This window comes from Streptomyces sp. NPDC046876 (assembly GCF_040645035.1).
Classification (GTDB): domain Bacteria; phylum Actinomycetota; class Actinomycetes; order Streptomycetales; family Streptomycetaceae; genus Streptomyces.
In genome coordinates this window covers 1-19,289 of record NZ_JBEYXK010000054.1, presented here as the reverse complement: position 1 = coordinate 19,289, position 19,289 = coordinate 1, and the positions used below count along the sequence as shown (strand labels likewise).

Sequence of the window (19,289 nt, the reverse complement as noted above, 5' to 3'; positions counted from 1 at the left end):
AGAACAAGCCGAGGGCCCCGCCACCTGCTGGTGGCGGGGCCCTCGGCTTGTCTTTTTGGCCCGTTGTCTTGTTGGCCCGCCGGTCAGGGCGCGAGCGGCGGGCGGTGGCCGGGATCGGGCTCCGGCCGCTGCGGCTGGTCCTCGCGGATGACCTCGCCCTGGACGACCTTGCCGTCCGGGTAGTGGATGCGCGCCTGCTGGAAGGCGTCTGCGAAGCTCCCGGACGGGGCCGCGGCCATCCTCCGCTCCAGGGTGCGCGCCGTACGACGGCCGATCCACGCCCGCACGGGCGGGACGAGCAGCAGCAGGGCGGCGAGGTCGGAGAGCAGGCCCGGCACGATCAGCAGCAGGCCGGCCAGCATGGTCATGCCGTTGCCGGAGGGGCCGGTGGCCGGCTGCCGCCCGGTCGGCGGGCGGCCCTGCTGCGCCTGCTGGAAGGTGTCCGTCAGGCTCCGGAACGCCCGGCGCCCGGCCCGCTTGATGACGACCACGCCCAGCACCAGCCCGGCCGCGAGCACCGCGGTGACGGCGAGGGCGCCGCCCGCGTCGGCGACCAGGCCGAGCAGCCAGATCTCCAGGACCAGCCAGGCGGCGACCGCCAGGGGCAGGAACGTACGGGCGGGCGAGCGCCGCCGGGGGGCCGTCGAGGTGGGAACGCCGGTCGTCATGGCATCCAGTGTGCCCGGGACGGCGTAAAAGCGGCCTCAGCCGCCAGGCGCCGGGCATCCCCTGCGGGCTTCCCGACTGCTTCCGCCCTACTTCCCGCCCTGGCCCGGGGTCTTGCCGTGGTCCTTGCCGTGGCCCTTGTCGTGGCCCGTCAGCTTGGCCGCGTGGGCCTGCAGGCCCCACTGGGTGACCCGCCACAGGGCCTCCACCACGATGTCCCGGCTCATCTTGCTGTCGCCGAATTCCCGCTCGACGAAGGTGATCGGCACCTCCACGACGCGGTAGCCGGCCTTCACCGCGCGCCGCGCCAGGTCCACCTGGAAGCAGTACCCGGCGGAGGCCACCTCGGCCAGGCCGAGCCCCTCCAGGGTCTCGCGGCGGAAGGCGCGGTAGCCGCCGGTGACGTCGCGGATCGGGACGTCGAGCATCAGCCGGGAGTACGTGGAGCCGCCGCGCGAGAGGAACTCGCGGCTCTTGGGCCAGTTGACCACCCGGCCGCCGGGCACCCAGCGCGAGCCGAGGACCAGGTCGGCGCCGGCCAGCGCGGTGAGCAGCCGGGGCAGCTCCTCGGGCTGGTGGGAGCCGTCGGCGTCCATCTCCACGAGGACGCCGTAGTCGCGCTCCAGGCCCCAGGCGAAGCCCGCCAGGTAGGCGGCGCCCAGCCCCTCCTTGCCCTTGCGGTGCAGGACGTGCACGTGGTCGTCGCCGGCCGCCAGCTCGTCGGCGAGCTTGCCGGTGCCGTCGGGGCTGTTGTCGTCCGCGACCAGGATGTGCGCCTCGGGGACCGCCTCGCGCACGCGGGCGACGATCGGCCCGATGTTCTCCGCCTCGTTGAAGGTCGGAATGATGACCAAGGTCGTGCCGAGCGGTCCGTGGCCCCGCTGTCCGCCGTCGCTCACTGGGTCCGCCTTCGCGTTCTCGTACGTCCTGTCACAGAGGATGACTCTAGAACAGTGGTCGGGGCCCGCGGTCCTTCGGGCCGGTCGCGCTCCCGCCCGTGGCGGGCGGCCGTGACCGTTGTCTACTGGACCGCGGGTCCCCGGCACCGGGCCACCCTCCCCCGAGCTCCTTCGGAGCAGGGGGACCCCCATCCGGGCGAAACCTTCCTCCGTACCCGGGGCCCGGGCGCGCGCAGCGGACGGATCCGCCCGCTGCGGGCGCCGGTGGTGGCCGCGGCCGAACCTATCCGGGCCCGGCCCCCGCCACCCAGCCCCGGACCTGCGGGATCACCCCTGTGGCCGTACGAAAACCTCCCGGCCCCCGACGACCGTGGCCAGGCACACGGGCAGTTCGCGGCCGGGGGTCAGGTCGGGCAGTCCGGGCGTGCCGGAGCGGGGGTCGGTGGACCAGCGCGCGACCCGGTCGTCGGGGGCCTGGACGACCAGTTCGCCGGTCTGCCACAGCGCGTAGTCGGCGGGGGCTCCGGGCACCAGCACGCCCGCGCCGTCGCGGCCGAGGGCCCGCCAGCCGCCGCGCGTGTGGGCGGTGAAGGCGGCGCGTACGGAGATGCGGTGCTCGGGGGTGCGGTGGAAGGCGGCCGCGCGGACGGTGCCCCAGGGGTCGAAGGGGGTCACGGGGGCGTCGGAGCCGAAGGCGAGCGGCACACCGGCCTTGAGCAGGGCGGCGAAGGGGTTGAGGGTGCGGGCGCGCTCGGCGCCGAGCCGGTCGGCGTACATGCCGTCCTCGCCGCCCCAGGCCGCGTCGAAGGCGGGCTGGACGGAGGCGGTCAGCCCGAGGTCCGCGAAGGCGGCGATGGTCTCGGCGGTCATCATCTCGGCGTGCTCGATGCGGTGCCGGGCGGCGCGGACGCGCTCGAGGCCGACCCGGTCGGCGGCGGCGCGGAAGCCCTCGACGACGGCGGTGAGCGCGGCGTCGCCGATGGCGTGGAAACCGGCCTGGAGGCCCGCCTCGGTGCAGGCGGCGACGTGCTCGGCGATCTCGGCGGCGTCGAGGTAGCCGGTGCCGGTGTGGGCGGCGTCGGTGTACGGGGCGTGCAGGCAGGCGGTGTGGGAGCCGAGGGCGCCGTCCGCGAAGAGGTCGCCGGCGGCTCCGATGGCGCCGAGGGCCTTGGCCTGCTCCAGGTCGCGGTCGGCCCAGTAGCCGAAGACGCGCGGGCCGGGCCGCTCGCGCGCGAGGTTGAGCAGGTCGGCGAAGTCCTCGGCGGAGGAGATGTCGGGGCCGCCGCACTCGTGGACGGAGCCGATGCCGAGGGAGGCGGCGTGGTCGAGGGCGGCCCGCTGGGCCTCGGCGCGCTGGGCGGGGGTGACGGCCGCGAGCGCTGCCTTGCGGACGGCGTGGTGGTCGTCGCGGGTCAGGGGTTCGTCACCGCGGACGACCACGGCGGGGACGAGGTCCAGCAGGGCGGTGGTGACCACGGCGGAGTGGACGTCGATGCGGCTGAGGTAGAGCGGGCGGCCGTCGGCGGCCTCGTCGAGCTCGGCGCGTCGGGGGGCCCGGCGTTCGGGCCAGCGGGCGGCGTCCCAGCCGTGGCCGAGCAGCACGCGGTCGGCGGGCCGGCGGCGGGCGTACTCGCGGACGAGGCCCAGGGCTTCGGCGAGCGAGGCGGCGCCGGTGAGGTCGAGCCCGGTGAGGGCGAGGCCCGCGGAGGTGGTGTGGACGTGCGCGTCGGTGAAGGCGGGGGTGACGAGCGCACCGCCGAGGTCCACGACCTCGTCCACGCCCTGCGCGAAGGCGTCGGCGGCGCCTTCGGAGCCGACCCAGGCGATGTGGCCCCGCTCGACGACCATCGCGGTGGCGAAGGGGTCGGCGGGGCTGTGTACCTCGCCGCCGCGCAGGAGGACGGTCCGGTCGGGGGCCGGTGCGGGCGAGGGGGCTCCGGCGGCGTCGGCGGAGCGGGCGGTGCGGTCAGTCATGCGCACCAGTCTCCCGGTTCGCCGGGGCCGGTTCGACCGCGCCCCCCGGCCCCGGGGCGGGGCGGTCCGGTCGCGGGGTCAGATGCGGGGCGGGCGGGCCTCGTACGGGGTGGAGAGGACCACCGTGGTGCGGGTCGAGACGTGGGCCAGGGCCCGCAGGCGGCTCAGCAGGTCCTCCAGTTCGAGTGGGGTCGCGACGCGGACCTTGAGGATGTAGTTCTCGTCGCCGGCGACGCTGTGGCAGGCCTCGATCTCGGGTACGCCGGCCAGCCGGTCGGCGATGTCGTCGGGGGCGCTGGGGTCGAAGGGCTTGACGGAGATGAAGGCCGTCAGGGGCAGGCCGACGGCCTCGGGGTCGACGACGGCCGCGTAGCCGCGGATCACGCCCCGCTGCTCCAGGCGGCGTACCCGCTGGTGCACCGCCGACGTGGACAGTCCCGTGGCCTTGCCGAGGTCCGTGTAGCTCATCCGACCGTCCCGCACCAGCAGATCCACGATCTGGCGGTCCAGCTCCTCCATAGCGCTCATAGCCGCTCAACCTACGGCCCGAGGGCGCCCCAGGCCCAGTGCTGTCCGCCCACAAGTGGCACCTGCGGCGGGCATGTGACCAAAGCCACAAGGGTATGCCCTCCTGTGCCGGGTTGTTGTGGTTACTCGTGCCGCGCGACGGGAAGTGCTTGCTGTGGCCGAGGCCCAAGGACATGCCACGCCCGGCCCACCCAAGGGGGAGTACATCCATGCAGAACACCAAGCGCGCCGGTCGCACCGAACCGGAGCCCCTCGATCCGAGCGCGTCCGACTTCGCGGACGACGCCGCCGACGGCCTCGAGGACGGCGAGGGCTTCGAGATCCACCACGCGATCTGCCCCGACTGCGGCCAGTCGATCGCCCTCGTCGCGGACGAGGAGTACCTGCCGGAGCACGCGCTCTGCCTGACGCCGTGGAACCCGTTCGGGCTCACCGTGTGTGCGGGTACCGGCCGTCCGGCCGTCGAGGCCCTGCCGGCCGCGGGCGCGGGCGCGGAGGAGTCCCAGGACCTGGAGGTCGTGCTGCTGACGCTGCCCCAGGGCCTGGACTGGCGTACGCAGCCGTTCTCGCACGTGGGCGGGCCCGGCTCGCGTCCGATGCGGCTCCTGTCGCCGGCGGTGCCGGCGCTGCGCAGCGGGCACGCGCAGGCCGCCTGACACCGGTCCGGGCCGCTCGGGCCCGGACCGCACTCCCGACCACCCGCTTACCAGTACGTACCGCGCACCATCGCGTCGATCGTGGCGTGGTGCAGGATCAGGCCGTCCGGGTCGGCCGGGATCTCGACCTCCCCGAAGTACGCCTGCCGGTAGGCGATGCGCAGCATCACGATGCCGTGGCGCAGGGCCGCGTACAGGGTGTGGAACTCCATGTCGCGCGGGGTGTGCCCGGTGAGTTCGGCGTAGCGCCGCTCGAGGTCGTCGCGGCGCAGGAAGCCGGGCAGGCCCGGCTGGCCGAAGCCGGTGGTGAGGTCCTGGAAGAAGCGGTGGAGGTAGACGGTCCAGCCGAGGTCGACCTCGCGCGGGGCGCAGGCGGCCATCTCCCAGTCCAGGACGGCGGCCGGTTCGAAGCCGTCGTAGACGATGTTGCCGATGCGGGCGTCGCCCCAGTTGAGCACGGCGGGCCCCTCGTCGGCGGGCCACAGCTCCTCCAGCCGGTCGAAGGCGCGTTCCAGGAGCGGGGAGCGGGCGAGGCCGTCGACGACCCAGGCGTAGTAGGCCCGTTGGGCGTCGACGTGCCGGCGCAGGGGGCTTCCGGGGCCGTCGGGGAGGAGGAACTCTGCTTCGTTCGGCGGGAATTGGTCGTGCAGGCGGGCGAGGAGGGAGATGCTCGCCTCCTGGAGGGCGGCGCGTTCGGCATCGGTGGCGTCGTGCAGCCAGTTGCCCTCGTACGTGTAGGGCATGACGTCGGGCGGTACGCGGCCTTCGGCGCGTGCCATGACGAAGAACGGGGCGCCGAGGGGTCCGGGGTCCTCCTCGAGCCACAGCACGCGCGGGACGGGCAGGTCGGTGCGGGCGGCGACCAGGCTCATGACGCGGTGTTGGCGGGGCATGTCGTAGGTGGGGAAGACGGTGTAGGCGGCCGGGTCGGCGGCGAGGCGCAGGGCGCAGGCGCGGACCGGGGCGCCGGGGTGGTCGATGTCGAAGAGCAGGGTTTCGCTGGACATGCCGTTGGAGGCGGGTACCGAGACGCCGGTGACGCGTGCGCCGGGGAGGCGGCCGTCGAGCCAGGCGGTCAGGCGCCGGGCGAGTTCCTCGGGTGCGCGGGTGGAGGTGCGGGGACGTGGTGCCGGTGCTGCCATGCCTGCCCCTTTCCTGGTCTGGCCTTGACTGTCCTGGTGCTTGTGGCGGCGCTGGTGCGGGCGGTGTTCACGGGGCGTCGGTTTTACGGGGCGACCGAGCCGTAGTCGGTGAAGCCGCTGGGGTCGTGGCGGCCGAAGGTGCCGTGCTCGAAGATGCCGTGGCCGGTCTGCCCGTCGAGGGTGAAGCGGGCGGCGTGGTCGGTGACGCCGAAGGCGGCCATGGGGTGGGCGGCGGGGTCGGAGAGGTCGTAGGTGCGGCGGTCGGTCCAGCCGCGGCCCTGCCAGGTGCCGTGCTGCCAGTCGGTGGCGGGCGGATAGCCGGCGCCGACGGCGAGCGGGGAGGAGGCGAGGATCTCCACGCCGAGTTCGAGGGGTTTGCGGGCCGGGTCGGTGAGGTGGACGACGGCGCTGACGGGGTGGCGGGTGCCGGGGCGGTAGCGGATGTCGGTGTGCGGCCAGCCGAGCTGGACGTCGCGGCGGCCGCTGTCCTCGGGGAAGACCTGGACGGCCTCGTTGAGGGTGCGGTGGCCGTCGGCGTCCTCCTGGGCGATGACCATGACGAACCGGTCGGGGAAGCGGACCGGGATCCAGAGCCAGTGGAAGCCCTCGGGCCGGTGCTCCTCGCCGGCGCGGCCGCCGTCCTCGCCGGCGATGGGGCGCACGCCCCAGCTGCGGTCGCGGGTGCCGGTCCAGTCGCCGGGGGTGAGGGTGAGCTCCTCGCCCTTGGCGCGCAGGGTGCCGGTGACGTGGCCGGCCTGGACGAAGCGGCGGCCCTCCAGGATGAGGCGGTCGCCGCGGCGCTGGGTGTGGTGCGGTTCCCAGACGGCGGGGAACTCGGCGGTCCAGGTGAGGTCGTACGAGAGGCCGTCGGGGTCGGCGGGGTCGGGGTCGCAGCGCAGGGAGAAACGGCGGAGCGGTTCGTCGACGGTGATGCGCAGCGGGCCGACGGCGAGGTTCATGCGGTCGTCGGTGAGGGCGTCGGAGGCGCGGACGGCGAGGAGTTCGTCGCCGATGCGGAGGGTGGCGTAGGCGTCGATGACACCGGTGTTGGGGTAGACGCCGAGGCCGAGGATGAGGAGGGCGCGGCCGGCGTGGTCGAAGACGTGGAAGATGCAGCGGTCGTAGGCGTTCCGGTCGCCGCTGACGGTGTGCTTCATCGACAGCGGGGCTTGGTGGACGGGGTACTCGTCCAGGGGTACGGGGCGGTCCGCGGGCATGGCGAATCTCCTGGGGGCGCGGGGCGCGGGGGCGCGGTGCGTGTGCGCGGGAGTGCGGGGTGTACGAGGTTGCGTCGCAGCGGATATGACGGTACGTCAGAAACTCTCTCCCCGGCCAGGGTTCTGTCACTTCCTGACAGCCCGGCACGCCTGGCCATCGCTCCGGCGGCGGGCGCGGCCGGGGACGGGGACATCTCGAACGGATCCCCGGGCGGCTCATGGGATTACCCCCGGGTCGGGCGGCGCGTTGGGGCGGTATGACCGCTCTCGACACCCCCGCGCCACGGACGGGCCGGCGGCGGCGCCCGGCGCCGTACGACCACGAAGAATCGGTTCGGCATTCGATTCGGCAACCGGCTCAGCCCAGGCAGCCGGACCCGCCGATCTACCGCGCGCTGCTCGCCCGCTGGGCGGCGGCCGGCCGCACCCTGCCGGGCCACGGCGACCCGGAATGGTCCCGGGTCGCGACCTCCCCGATCTGGCCGAGCGGCCCGCTGTTCGGCGGCTGACGCCTGGGCCGGCTCAGGGGCCGGCTCAGGAGCCGGCTCAGAGGCCGGTGATGGCTCGCTCCAGCAGGCCGCGAAGGACGCCCTGCTCCTGCGGGTCGAGGCCGGACAGCGGGGAGCCCTCGGCGAGGCTCCCGAGGAGCCGTTCGCGCAGGGCGGCGCCCTCGGAGGTGAGCACGAGGTGCTTGGCGCGGCGGTCGGTGGGGTGCGGATGCCGCCCGATCAGGCCCTGCTTCTCCAGCTTGTCGACGACGAAGGTGGTGTTGGAGGGCTCGCAGCACATGCGCTCGGAGAGCTCGCGCATGGTCATCGGCCCGGTCATCTCCCGCAGCGCGGTCGCCTGGGACGCGGTGAGGCCCAGGGCGGCGGCGCGGTCGCGCACGTGCTCGGCGATGCGCTGCGCCAGCCCGTTCACCAGGCCGCACAGCTGCCGCTCGGCGAGGACCTGCGGCTCCGGTGAAGTCGTCATGCCGCCACCCTAACAACTCCGTCAAGCCAAAACATTTACAGCTTGAATGATTTGAACTTGATGCACTTGCTGCCTATGGTGGGCGCCGTCGCCGCGCAAGATCGCGGCGAACGCACCTGATGACTTCTCACGAGGGAGCACCCATGGCTGACTTGACGCTGGACCAGGCCGAGAACCGGGCTCAGGAGCAGGACGTACGACTGCGCCGGCCGTCGGGAATCCGGTCGATACGGCTGGGCGACCTCAAGGTGTCGTACGTACCGGACGGCGATGTCCGACTCCGGCCGCTCCAGCTGCTCCCGGACACCACCGGTGCGGTGTGGGCCGAGCACCCGGAGTACCTGGACGCCACCGGTCGCCTCGTGGGCAGCGTCGGCGCCCTGCTGGTGGAGCACGGCGACCGCGCGCTGCTGATCGACGCGGGCTTCGGCCCGCAGACGCTGGAGCTCCCGGAGGGCCCGCTCGAGGCGATCCAGGGCGGCGCGCTGCCGGTCGGCCTGGCGGAGCTCGGGCGGCGCCCCGAGGACATCGAAGCCGTGGCCTTCACCCACCTCCACGCCGACCACCTCGGCTGGGCCTGCCACCCCGCCCCGGGCGCTGACCTGCCGCTCCTCGCCCAAGCGGAGTACCTGATCTCCGAGCAGGAGTGGGACCGGCGGGACCTCCTGGAGGAACAGGGCATGGCCGACCAGGTCGCAGCCCTCGCCGCGCGCGTCCGCACGATCAAGGACGGCCAGGAGATCTTCCCGGGCGTCCGGGTCCGCATCACGCCCGGCCACACCGTCGGGCACGCCGAGTACGTCATCACCGGGGGCGGCCGGCGCCTGATCGCCTTCGGCGACGCCATGCACTCCCCCGTCCAGGCCGACCACCCCGAGTGGTCCTCGGGCTTCGACCACGACCAGGCCGCGACCGCCGACCACCGCCCGCGCCTCGTCGCCGAACTGGCGGAGCCGAACACGATCGGCTTCGGCGTCCACTTCGCCGACGTGGTCTTCGGCCACATCGAGCGGGACGGCGCAGGCCCGGCCTGGCGGCCCGTGGACGCCTGAGCCGGTGGCTACCGCGAGGGCGGCGGCGTGGGCCCGCCTTCTCGGATGGTCTTCCAGATCGTGGCGAGCGCCAGGACCTGTGCGAGGAAGAACGCCACTGAGGCGATACGCATCTGGTAGACGTACGCGACCAGGCTCATGTTGGTAGGCCAGTAGCGCCGCTCGCTCTGGAACGTTTGGATGTCCATGGCCAGGCCGGTGAACGTCAGCACCGATGCGAAGGCGGCGATGGAGCGCAGCGCAACAGGCGTGCTCTGCCCGATGGACTGGGTCACGATCTGGTGGGCCGCGACGGGGACGGCGAAGGCGACGGCTACGCAGAACGCCTTCGTCGGCCCGTGGCGGCCAGGAAGATCACGCCACACCGCCCCCAGGAAGAAGCCTCCCGCCACCCAGCCGATGTGCCAGAAGAGGATCTCGTAGACGATCCACAAGAATCCGCTGGAGTTCTGCGTGACCCCGATCCAGGTTTCGTTCTGGACCGCTTCTGTCCAATACATCAGCGCGGTCGCGGGCAGGCCGATGAAACAGGCGATGAGCGCACACCTGCAGGCGTTGTCCCACCACGAGTGCATGGGGCCGTAAGCAAAGGGAAGGTCGATCGGCCTGACCCTCTCCGGCAAACACTGGTCCAATCGGTCGATTTCACGCTCGATCGACTCCTGCACCGAGGTACGGTCCGACTGGCTGGCCGTACCGAGCCGTTGGAGGTGGGACTGGAGCTCTCGGAAACGTCGCGCCAGGCGCAGCACGTCCGATCTGGAGGTTCGCGAAATGACTTTCCCGAGGGGGGCATTTTCCGCGGAAAGTTGCTCCAACACGGACCTGGACGTACCCAGCGCAAGAACTCCCCACGCCGAGCCGAGGCCGAGGGCCAGGGTGAGGAGGTAACCGGAGAACCCGAAGTACCAGGCGTTGCCGGGCACGACGGCAAGGGCAAAGAACACAACGAAAAGGGTCTTCTCCGCATCGTTGGGGGTGAACGAGTCGTCATCGTACTGTTCGGCTCTGCACACCCGGAGAACCCCCACCACGGCCACGGACGTGAGGATGGACACATAGCCGATCAACGTGTTCAGCAACTCGTCGGGGAAGGTCCACCACCACCATGCGTCGTATTCACTGGACCACTGCCCTGCATAACTCTTCCAGTCGGGGTCGGCAAGCCAACTTCTGCGATCCCAGTACCGCTCGAAGGCCAGGTAGGACCATAGGAGGGTCATTGCAGCGGCGGCGAGGGAAACGGATACCGCGACCCACGGGGGCATGGCCCTGTCGCCCGCGAACAGGAGCCGCTGACCCGCCGAGATGAGTCCCAGACAGCATACGAAGATCAGCACCAGGTAGGCGATCAGTACGGTCCATGTACCCGGAGGGGCGAGCAGGGCATCACTTGTGGGCATCACGGGGAACTCGGTCAGTTCGGATGCCAGATACGCGGCCGCCACGCCGAGGACAAAGGTACACACGACGACGAGGAGGCGTCTTCTCACTTTTCCGAAGAAGCAGAGTGAGAGGCCAAGCAGCATCATGGAAAACAGCTGAACCGCTGGCAGATAGTCGTATTTCGACAGGCTGTGAGCCAACGACCGGTATAAATTGTCCCCCATGAGTACAACAAGAGCCAGACCCATCTGCAGGAACGTCCACAGAATCAGTATGCGAATGGCATTTTTCTCCTTCGGGCGCGGACTCCCTCCGAGGCTCCGCCGAAGCCTTCGGGCACAAACGATCAGGAGGACGCCCGACGCGACGTACCAGAACGCTCCTGAGGCACTGTAGTAGCCCAACGCTTCCCAGAATTGTCCGGGTGATGCGGTGATGGCGTTCCATTGCTGGGGGGAAGGGGGTCGGAAGATGACGCCCGGCAGTTCTGCCGGATTTCTGTTGTGCCATCTGACCGTCGTGCCCTTTTCTCCGAAAGCCGGTGGAGGGGCGGCCGACATCGCCCCTGGGCCGCCGAGGTGGATACGCACGTCCCATACCGCGTCGACAAGGTTCTCGGGAGGGTTCAGTCGGATATTCCATTCGGCCCATTCGGCATCCAGGTACCACGGGCCGACTCTGTACTCCCCGAGGCCCTGAATCCATTGGACGGCCTGGTAGTGAATGACCACCGATTTACCATCGGCCGTCACCGTTACCGGCTTCAATCGCCACTCATCATCGAAGAAGGATTCTTCTGTGACCTTCCCCAGCAAACAGTTCAGTGCGAAACGGTAGTCGTGCGAATGGGTGTCCAGGAGGAGATCCGGGGCTTGTTCCCAGCCCTCCGGAATCCTGATGTCCATCGTGCTGGTCAGCATGCTGTAGTCGCGCCCCCGGTGGTCGAACTTCGCCGCGGCGTCGACCTTGGCTTCACGGAGCTGGTCAGCGCGGCAGTCGGCGGAGGAGTCCTCGGCTGCACGAGCCGTATCCCTGCCCGGCAGCCACAGGAGAAGGAGGCCGAGCAGCAGCGCGTGCAGCAGGAGCAGCCCGGGGCGCCTGAGAGCGGTCACCGTTCCAGGGTGTTCACAGGCGGGCGGCGGTCGGGCCGTGCGGCGCGGCCGGGGCGGTCCAGGTCCACCCTGACAGCCGAGGGTGGGGCCGGGAGGCGACGGGCTAGAGCTGGAGCAGGCCCGCTGCCGTCGGGTGGAAGCCGCAGCGGGTGTAGAAGGGCTCCAGGTGGGGCTCGTAGTCGACGTGGAGCCAGTGGGCCCCGGCGGTCCGCGCCTCGTCGGCGGCGGCGCGGACCAGGCGGACGCCGAGGCCGCGGCGGCGTTCGTCCGGGTGGACGGTGGTGTCCAGGATGAAGGCGTGGGCGCCGCCGTCGCCCGCGACGTTGACGTAGCCGACCAGGCGGCCGGCCCGCCGGGCGGTGATCCACGCGGTGCTGCGGGCCAGGACCGGCCCGAACCGGGCCGTCCGGTGCCCCGGCCAGGCGGCGGCGAACAGCTCGTTCAGCTCGGCGTCGGCCAGGCCGGCCGGGCACACCTCGAGGATCACCGGCGGCATCAGCGCGACTCGGGTCCCGCCAGGTGTCGGGCGATGACCATGCGCTGGATCTGGTTGGTGCCCTCCACGATCTGCAGCACCTTGGCCTCGCGCATCAGGCGCTCGACCGGGAAGTCCGCGGTGTAGCCGTAGCCGCCGAGGACCTGGACCGCGTCGGTCGTGACGGCCATGGCCGCGTCCGTGCAGAACAGCTTGGCCATGGCCGCCTGCCGGGAGAACGGCTTGCCCGCGTCGCGCAGCCGGGCCGCCGCCAGGTACAGGGACCGGCCCGCCTCGATCTTGGTCGCCATGTCGGCGAGCATGAAGCGCAGCCCCTGGAAGTCGGCGATGGGGTGCCCGAACTGCTTGCGGCCCAGGGCGTACGAGAGGGCCTCGTCCAGGGCGGCCTGCGCGATGCCGATGGCGCAGGCGGCGATCCCGAGGCGGCCGGCGTCGAGTGCGGCCAGGGCGATGGTGAAGCCTTGGCCCTCCTCGCCGATGCGGCGCGCGTCGGGGACCCGGACGCCGTCGAAGTGCAGCTGGGCGGTGGGCGAGCCCTTCATGCCCATCTTCTTCTCCGGCGCGGCGGCCGAGAGGCCCTCCGCGTCGCCGGGGACGAGGAAGGCGGTGATGCCCTTGGGGCCCTCGCCGCCGGTGCGGGCGAGGACGGTGTAGAAGTCGGCGACGCCGCCGTGGGTGATCCAGGCCTTGGTGCCGGTGATGATCCAGTCGTCGCCGTCGCGGGCGGCCTTGGTGGTCAGCGAGGCGGCGTCGGAGCCGGAGGAGGGCTCGGAGAGGCAGTAGGCGCCCAGCAGGCCGCCGCCGAGCATCTCGGGGAGGTGGGCCGCCTGCTGCTGCTTGGTGCCGTAGCCGGCCAGGCCGTGGCAGGAGAGGGAGTGCACGCTGACGCCGAGGCCGACGGTCAGGCGGGCCGCGGCGAGCTCTTCCAGGACCTGGAGGTAGACCTCGTACGGCTGGTCGCCGCCGCCGAACTCGCTGTCGTACGGGAGTCCCAGCAGGCCGGCCTCGGAGAGCAGGGTGAAGATCTCGCGGGGGAAGTGCCCGGCGTCCTCCTGCTCGGCCGCCTGGGGGCGGATCTCGCGCTGGGCGATGTCTCGTACGAGCGCCAGCAGGTCCCGGGACTCCTCGGTGGGCAGCTGTCGGTCCACCGGCTGCGGGGCGCGGTCGTTCATGGCGGCGCTCTCCTCCCTGGTCGGGCACGGCGGCGACGCGTGAGGTGTGGGACGCGCCGCCGGGGATCGGTGCTCTCACAGCCGATACTGCCCTCCCGGGTTGCGGAAGGGGCTGTTCAGCGGCTGCGGCGGCTTGAGTATGCCCGATCAGGGGCTTCCCGTCACCGGGGCAAGATCACCAGGATTTCGCGGCCTGAGCTGCGAGAACGGGCGGGTGCGGACACTCCGGGACGAACTCCCCGAGGAGCGGCGGCGCGGGCCCGGGCGGGCGCACCGACAGGGCCCGGCAGGGGGTCGTTTCAGGCAACTTCCCTTTGGGAGAGGGGAATTGAAGAGCCCCGGGGGGTCAGACCAGGCCGAGCTGCGTGACGAACATGGCGACGACGACCACCAGCGTCCATCCGAGGACGTGCTCCAGCCAGGAAGGGGAATCGTCCTGGGGGCCGCCGGTACGGGCCTTGTTGCGGGCGCGGGCGATGAGGGCGGCGCTGTGTGCGGTCATGCCGTCCAATGTGCCAGCGTTTGCGGCTTTCGCGGTAGAGAGGTCATGGGTGGCGCGTATCACGTCGGCGGCATGTCGGCTCGCGGGCGGGAAGTCCGCCCCCCGCGGCGCATGCGACCGGGCCCCGGCCGGCTCGCGGTCGGGGCCCGGGGTGCCGGACGTCAGGTGGTCAGGCGGTTGCGGCCCGCCATACCCGCCATGGCCAGGGCGCACAGCAAGGCGACGGCGCCCGCGATGACGTTGCTGACGATGGTGCGGGTGGTGTCCACGTTGCCGGCGATGAGCCACGGGGCCAGGATCGTCCAGGCTCCGATGGCGACCGCCGTCCACGCCATGGCGTGGGTGCGCTCGTACGCGGAGCCGAGTCCGCTCATGCACAAGCAGTACGCGAGACCGGCGATCAGGTTGTTGACCGCCAGCGACGTGAAGCCGCTGAATCCGGCGATCCACGGCGACGCCGCCACGTACAGGCCCGTGATCAGGGCCAGCGCCTCCACGGCCTGCGCGGTCGGCGTGCTGGTGACCCGCTCGAACCGCGAGCGCATCTCGGCGAGGTCGGGGTGGTGTTCGATGCTGTGAGTGGTCATGGTGGGCCGCCTCCTGCTGAAGACATTTATGTGCCCTTTATGACTTTATGTTGCGCTTATCCCTTTCGCCGGTCAACGGGTGTTTCCGCCGCCCCGCCTCAGAGGACACCGACCGCCTTGAGGGCGAGGATCTGGGCGAGGCTCGGGCGGGCCGGGGCGTAGAGGTAGCAGACGCCGCCCGAGCCGGAGACGACCTTGCCCGAGGCGTTGTGGCGCTTGGTGCGCAGCCACACGTTCTCCCATTCGCGGCGCTTGTAGACCCGGCGGACGGAGGGGTTGTCGCGGGAGTTCGGGTCGTTGGCGACCACGTCGCCGGAGGCGGTGAAACCGATGACGGTCATCAGGTGGCCGGAGGTGCCGTAGCCCGCGCCGGTGAGCTCCTCGGTGCGGAAGGACTGCGAGGTGATCACCGGGATGCCGGCCCGGACGAGGGTCTCCAGCTGGCCGAGGGAGGTCAGGCGGGTGACGACGCCGGCGAGCCCCTCGTAGGTGGCGGCGTAGGCGGCGTTGAAGGGCCAGTTGCCGCAGCCCTTGTAGGCGTAGTCGTAGGTGGAGCGGGCGGCGTGGCAGACCTGCGGGTCGGCGTAGCCGGGCCTGACCCAGGCCAGGTCCTTCGGGTCGGGCTTGCGGCCCCAGTACTCGATGGTCATCTGGGAGGAGGTGGGGCTGCACCAGGCTTCGCCGCCGTTGTCGTACTCGGGGTACTGGCCTGCGTGGACCTCCTGCGAGTAGCGGGGCACCCGCAGCTCGTGCGCCTGGCCGGAGGGGCCGGAGGCGGTGACCTCGAAGCGGTCGGGGACGTCGGAGGCCATGGCCCCGGCCAGCCACACGGTCGGACCTTGGCCGGTGCCGGTGCCGGAGCCGATGCCGGAGCCGGGCTTGCGGTACAGGGTCAGCCGCAGCTGCCAGTCCTTGATCCGCAGGCCGGCCGCCCGGGCGGGGGCGTCGACGGCGAGGGTGTCGGTCCACACGGTGGAGCGGCCGTCGGTCTGCCCGTTCACCGAGGTGCGGCGGATGTCGGCGTCACCGGAGGCCCAGCGGCCCATCACGTACCAGGGGGAGGCCCCGCCGTCGCTGTACGTGGCCCGCAGCTCGACCTGGATCCAGGTGCCCGCCGGGGTGTGGGCGTTCCAGGAGGCGATGACCTCGGTCCCGGGGACGGTGGAGCGGTGCACCGGGGAGGTCCAGACGGCGTACTCCCAGGTGGCCTTGCGACCGGTGTGCGGATCGGCGTACTCGGAGCGGCCGGCCGGGGTCGCGAGGTGCAGTCCGGGGCGGGGGCCGGTGAGGACTGCGGTGCCCCGGTGGGTGCCCGCCCCCCAGTGGGCGGCGGAGTACCAGAACCGGTTGTCGACCGTCGGGCGGGCCGCGCCTGCAGCGGCGGCCACGGCCTCGTCGGCGGCGGCCTGGGCCTCGTCGGCGGCGGCCTGCGCCTCGCCCGCGGCGGCGCCCGCGTACGGGTCGGCCCCGCCCGTCAAGGCGCCGGGGCCGGGCCCGCCCGGGTCTCCGGGGCCCGGCTGCCCTGCGCCCGGCTGTCCGGCGGCCCAGACCCGGCCGCCGGGCACGGCGGCCGCGGCGGCGGCCGCGAGGGCGACGGCGAGCAGGGCCCTGCGGGGCGTGGGTGCGGTCATGGCTACTCCCCCAGACGTCGGTGTGCGCGGGTGCGGGTGCGGATGCGGATGCGGGTCGGCCTTCCCGCCCCCACCCTTCCAGTTCCCCGCGGCCGGACGTCGACGCCACGGGCCGTGTCGGGGGTGATCCGCGGTCCGGCCGTAGGCTGGCCGGGTGGAGTCACACCGGTCCCTCGCACCGCTCGCCCTCGAGCTCGCCGCCCTGCCCCCGTCCCTCGGCCCCGTACGGCTGATCGGCATCGACGGGCACGCCGGGTCCGGCAAGAGCACCTTCGCCGGGCGGCTCGCCGAGGCCCTGGGCGGGGTTCCGGTACTGCACCTGGACGACGTCGCCACCCACGAGGAGCTCTTCGCCTGGCCGGAGCGGCTGCGCACCCAGGTGCTGGAGCCGCTCGCCGCCGGGCGTCCGGCCCACTGGGCCCCGTACGACTGGGTCGAGCGCCGCTTCGGCCCCGCGCGCGTGCTGGAGCCGGCTCCGGTGCTGCTCGTGGAGGGCGTCGGGGCCGGCCGGCGGGCGCTGCGCCCGCACCTGGCGCGGCTGCTGTGGATGGAGACGCCGCGCGCGCAGTCCTGGGGGCGCGGACGAAACCGGGACGGGCGTGAACTTTCCGACTTCTGGGACGGATGGGAGCGCGCGGAGCTCGCGCACTTCTCGGATGACCCTTCGCGCCCCTTCGCCGACACTCTGGTACACCAGAGCGGTACGGGATACGAGTGGTCTTCCGGGGCGGGAGCGACCGCTGGAAGGGCCGGTTCCGTCACTGAAGGTGACGGACTCCCCCGGGCCTGAGCCCCACCGGAAAACCGCTTGCGCAGGCCTTCACCGACCCGCTTGACCTGGGCCCCGCACCGGCCTTACGTTCTGAATGCGCGGTCTTTCCTGGCCGCAGCGGACGCGAAGCCCCCGATTGTTCCCCCGTGATCGGGGGCTTCGTTCTGCCCCGGGACCGCTTCCCCAGCCCCTCCGCGGCGGGAGAACCCCCGGTGGATCTTCACCCTGAGTCACCTTCCGCGCCGCCGACGCGCCGCGGACCCGAGCCCGCCGCACCCTACGTAAGGTGCGTAACCGCAGGTACGATGCAGCCCTGATTTCATCGGCGCAGTGGGCAACTCGCGGGCCTGACGCACGGGTTGCCGTCGCTGCGTACCACGGGGGCAGGCTTGTGGGGGACGTGATGGATTTCGGCACGCCGGGCAGTGCGCACGCCCCGGCCGAACTCGCCTGGCTGCGCGGCGTGGACGCCTGCACCATGGGCGCCTACCCGCAGGCCGAGGAGGAGTTCCGGACAGCCGTCCGGCTCGATCCCTCGATGGCCGACGCCTGGCTGGGCCTGCATGCGCTGCGGGTCGACACCACCAACGCGTTATTGCACATGTACGCCCACCGCGACCGCTTCGGCGAGCAGCGGGCCCGGCACCGGCGGACCCTGAACTCCTGGTACTGGCTGGGCTGGTGGGTCCAGCCCGTACTGGAGAGCCGACGGGACCTGCTGCTCGCCCACGCCTCGCACTGGCTCGACGGCCGGCACGTGCCCGAGCTGGACCAGGCGCTGGCCGCCCTCCCGCCGGTCGACGCCGACCCCCAGGTGCGGTTCCTGCACGCCTGCCGGGCCTACCTGGTCAAGGACTGGGAGCAACTCGTCCGGCACACCGAGCCGTTGGTGGACGACCCGCTGCTGGGCATCGAGGCGGGACTCTTCGGCGGGATGGCCCGGGTCCGGCTGGAGATGTACGGGCAGGCCGAGCCGATGCTCTCCGTGGCGCTGATGCGCTGCCGCAGCGAGCAGCCGCAGCGCAAGGAGCTGCGGTACTGGCTGGCGCGGGCCCACGAGGGCACGGGGCGCAGCGCGGCGGCGCTGCCGCTGTACCGGGCGGTGCACCGGGTGGATCCGGCGTTCATGGACACCGCGGCGCGGCTGACGGCCATCGAGGACAGCGAGGACCTCGACGGGTACGCCGGGTACGCGGGCTCCGGGTACGAGGGGTACGCCGGGCACGGGCTGTCCCAGGGCGGCGGGGACTTCGCGGCGGTCGCGCTGGGCGGCGGCCCGGTCCAGGACATCGCGGCGGACGGGCAGGTGGACCAGCCCGACCCGCTGTCGCCGCCCGAGCCGCCGGAGCCGCGGTTCGGGGGGCCGCCGGGTGCGGGCGGCCGGGCCACCGGCGGCGTACGGCGCAAGGTGCCGCTGCCGGCGCAGGGCCTGCCGGGCGATGTGCCCGGGAGCCTGCCGGGCGGTCTGCCGGCCGGGCCGGCCGATCCGGCACTGCTGGCCGAGGCGCTCGCGGAGCTGGAGCGGATGGTCGGCCTGGAGCCGGTGAAACGGCAGGTCAAGGCACTGTCCGCGCAGCTGCACATGGCCCGGCTGCGGGCCGGGCAGGGGCTGCCGGTGCAGCCCCCGAAGCGGCATTTCGTGTTCTCCGGGCCCTCCGGGACGGGCAAGACGACCGTGGCGCGGATCCTGGGGCGGGTGTTCTACGCGCTGGGGCTGCTGGGCGGGGACCACCTGGTGGAGGCGCAGCGGGCCGACCTGGTGGGCGAGTTCCTGGGGCAGACCGCGGTCAAGGCCAACGAGCTGATCGATTCGGCGATCGGCGGGGTGCTGTTCGTGGACGAGGCGTACAGCCTGTCCAACTCCGGGTACAGCAAGGGCGACGCGTACGGGGACGAGGCGCTGCAGGTGCTGCTGAAGCGGGCGGAGGACAACCGGGACCACCTGGTGGTGATCCTGGCCGGGTACCCGGCCGGGATGGACCGGCTGCTGTCGACGAACCCGGGGCTGTCGTCGCGGTTCACCACTCGGGTGGACTTCCCGAGCTACCGGCCGGGCGAGCTGACCGCGATCGGGGGCGTGCTGGCGGAGGCGAACGGGGACGGGTGGGACGAGGAGGCGCTGGAGGAGCTGCGGAGCATCAGCGCGCATGTGGTGGAGCAGGGGTGGATCGACGAGCTCGGCAATGGGCGGTTCCTGCGGACGCTGTACGAGAAGAGCTGCGCGTACCGGGATCTCCGGCTGGCGGGGTTCCCGGGGGAGCCGTCGCGGGCCGACCTGGCCACGCTCCGCCTGCCGGACCTGATGCAGGCGTACGGGGAGGTCCTGTCGGGCCGCGGCCCCGCCAACCGTGACCGCCAGGACCCTCCTCCGCCGCTGTAGCCGCCGCCGCTGTTCCGCTGCGCGGAGCCAGTCCCCTCCCCGCCCCTTCCCGAAACCGGGCTCCGCCCGGACCCGGTTCGCCTCAATCGCCGGCGGGGCTGAAATCAGCCCCGCCGGCTATTGAGGCGTTTCGGGAAGGGGC

17 protein-coding genes are annotated in these 19,289 nt (G+C 72.5%); 4 read left to right on the top strand and 13 right to left on the bottom strand.

Features of this window, described 5'->3' with window-relative positions:
• Positions 1-83 precede the first annotated feature (83 nt).
• From fxsA to ABZ924_RS24830, 4 genes are all read right to left on the bottom strand, one after another.
• On the bottom strand, positions 84-668 hold the full coding sequence (gene fxsA, locus ABZ924_RS24845; RefSeq protein WP_361913756.1) for an FxsA family membrane protein: 585 nt from the start codon (positions 666-668) through the stop codon (positions 84-86).
• Positions 669-755: 87 nt separating this feature from the next.
• Positions 756-1,565, bottom strand: coding sequence for a polyprenol monophosphomannose synthase (locus tag ABZ924_RS24840; protein WP_361913753.1), 810 nt, complete (start codon positions 1,563-1,565; stop codon positions 756-758).
• Positions 1,566-1,892: 327 nt separating this feature from the next.
• Positions 1,893-3,539 (bottom strand): amidohydrolase, encoded by a 1,647-nt coding sequence (locus ABZ924_RS24835; RefSeq protein WP_361913750.1) that lies wholly within the window; start codon positions 3,537-3,539, stop codon positions 1,893-1,895.
• Between the two features lie 78 nt (positions 3,540-3,617).
• Positions 3,618-4,058 (bottom strand): Lrp/AsnC family transcriptional regulator, encoded by a 441-nt coding sequence (locus tag ABZ924_RS24830; RefSeq protein ID WP_361913816.1) that lies wholly within the window; start codon positions 4,056-4,058, stop codon positions 3,618-3,620.
• Between the two features lie 218 nt (positions 4,059-4,276).
• On the opposite strand from ABZ924_RS24830, the gene ABZ924_RS24825 reads away from it, so the two are divergent.
• Complete coding sequence (locus tag ABZ924_RS24825; RefSeq protein WP_361913747.1) at positions 4,277-4,723, top strand: hypothetical protein; 447 nt, start codon at positions 4,277-4,279, stop codon at positions 4,721-4,723.
• A gap of 47 nt (positions 4,724-4,770) precedes the next feature.
• Here ABZ924_RS24825 and ABZ924_RS24820 read toward each other — a convergent pair whose 3' ends face one another.
• The 3 genes from ABZ924_RS24820 to ABZ924_RS24810 form a co-directional block, all read right to left on the bottom strand.
• Positions 4,771-5,865: a phosphotransferase family protein gene (locus ABZ924_RS24820; protein ID WP_361913744.1), complete on the bottom strand. Its 1,095-nt coding sequence runs from the start codon at positions 5,863-5,865 to the stop codon at positions 4,771-4,773.
• Positions 5,866-5,948: 83 nt separating this feature from the next.
• Complete coding sequence (locus ABZ924_RS24815) at positions 5,949-7,082, bottom strand: hypothetical protein (protein ID WP_361913741.1); 1,134 nt, start codon at positions 7,080-7,082, stop codon at positions 5,949-5,951.
• 546 nt (positions 7,083-7,628) lie between these two features.
• Positions 7,629-8,057 (bottom strand): MarR family transcriptional regulator, encoded by a 429-nt coding sequence (locus tag ABZ924_RS24810; protein WP_361913738.1) that lies wholly within the window; start codon positions 8,055-8,057, stop codon positions 7,629-7,631.
• 143 nt (positions 8,058-8,200) lie between these two features.
• On the opposite strand from ABZ924_RS24810, the gene ABZ924_RS24805 reads away from it, so the two are divergent.
• Positions 8,201-9,109 (top strand): MBL fold metallo-hydrolase, encoded by a 909-nt coding sequence (locus tag ABZ924_RS24805; protein WP_361913735.1) that lies wholly within the window; start codon positions 8,201-8,203, stop codon positions 9,107-9,109.
• 8 nt (positions 9,110-9,117) lie between these two features.
• Here ABZ924_RS24805 and ABZ924_RS24800 read toward each other — a convergent pair whose 3' ends face one another.
• From ABZ924_RS24800 to ABZ924_RS24775, 6 genes are all read right to left on the bottom strand, one after another.
• Entirely contained in the window at positions 9,118-11,607 is a 2,490-nt protein-coding gene (locus ABZ924_RS24800) for a DUF6185 family protein (RefSeq protein ID WP_361913732.1), read from the bottom strand.
• A gap of 103 nt (positions 11,608-11,710) precedes the next feature.
• Complete coding sequence (locus ABZ924_RS24795; protein ID WP_361913729.1) at positions 11,711-12,103, bottom strand: GNAT family N-acetyltransferase; 393 nt, start codon at positions 12,101-12,103, stop codon at positions 11,711-11,713.
• Positions 12,103-13,275, bottom strand: a complete 1,173-nt coding sequence (locus ABZ924_RS24790) for an acyl-CoA dehydrogenase family protein (protein ID WP_361913726.1) — start codon at positions 13,273-13,275, stop codon at positions 12,103-12,105. The genes ABZ924_RS24795 and ABZ924_RS24790 overlap by 1 nt, the downstream gene beginning before the upstream one ends.
• A gap of 346 nt (positions 13,276-13,621) precedes the next feature.
• Positions 13,622-13,777 carry an SCO1431 family membrane protein gene (locus ABZ924_RS24785; RefSeq protein ID WP_361913723.1) on the bottom strand — a complete coding sequence of 52 codons (156 nt, stop codon included), beginning with the start codon at positions 13,775-13,777 and terminating at the stop codon, positions 13,622-13,624.
• Between the two features lie 161 nt (positions 13,778-13,938).
• The gene (locus ABZ924_RS24780; protein WP_361913720.1) at positions 13,939-14,364 is read right to left on the bottom strand and encodes an SPW repeat protein; all 426 of its coding nucleotides are present in this window, start codon (positions 14,362-14,364) and stop codon (positions 13,939-13,941) included.
• A gap of 98 nt (positions 14,365-14,462) precedes the next feature.
• Positions 14,463-15,995 (bottom strand): peptidase C39 family protein, encoded by a 1,533-nt coding sequence (locus tag ABZ924_RS24775; RefSeq protein WP_361913717.1) that lies wholly within the window; start codon positions 15,993-15,995, stop codon positions 14,463-14,465.
• 154 nt (positions 15,996-16,149) lie between these two features.
• On the opposite strand from ABZ924_RS24775, the gene ABZ924_RS24770 reads away from it, so the two are divergent.
• Both ABZ924_RS24770 and ABZ924_RS24765 read left to right on the top strand, forming a co-directional pair.
• Complete coding sequence (locus tag ABZ924_RS24770) at positions 16,150-16,785, top strand: hypothetical protein (RefSeq protein WP_361913714.1); 636 nt, start codon at positions 16,150-16,152, stop codon at positions 16,783-16,785.
• 385 nt (positions 16,786-17,170) lie between these two features.
• Entirely contained in the window at positions 17,171-19,147 is a 1,977-nt protein-coding gene (locus tag ABZ924_RS24765) for an AAA family ATPase (protein WP_361913711.1), read from the top strand.
• Positions 19,148-19,289 lie beyond the last annotated feature (142 nt).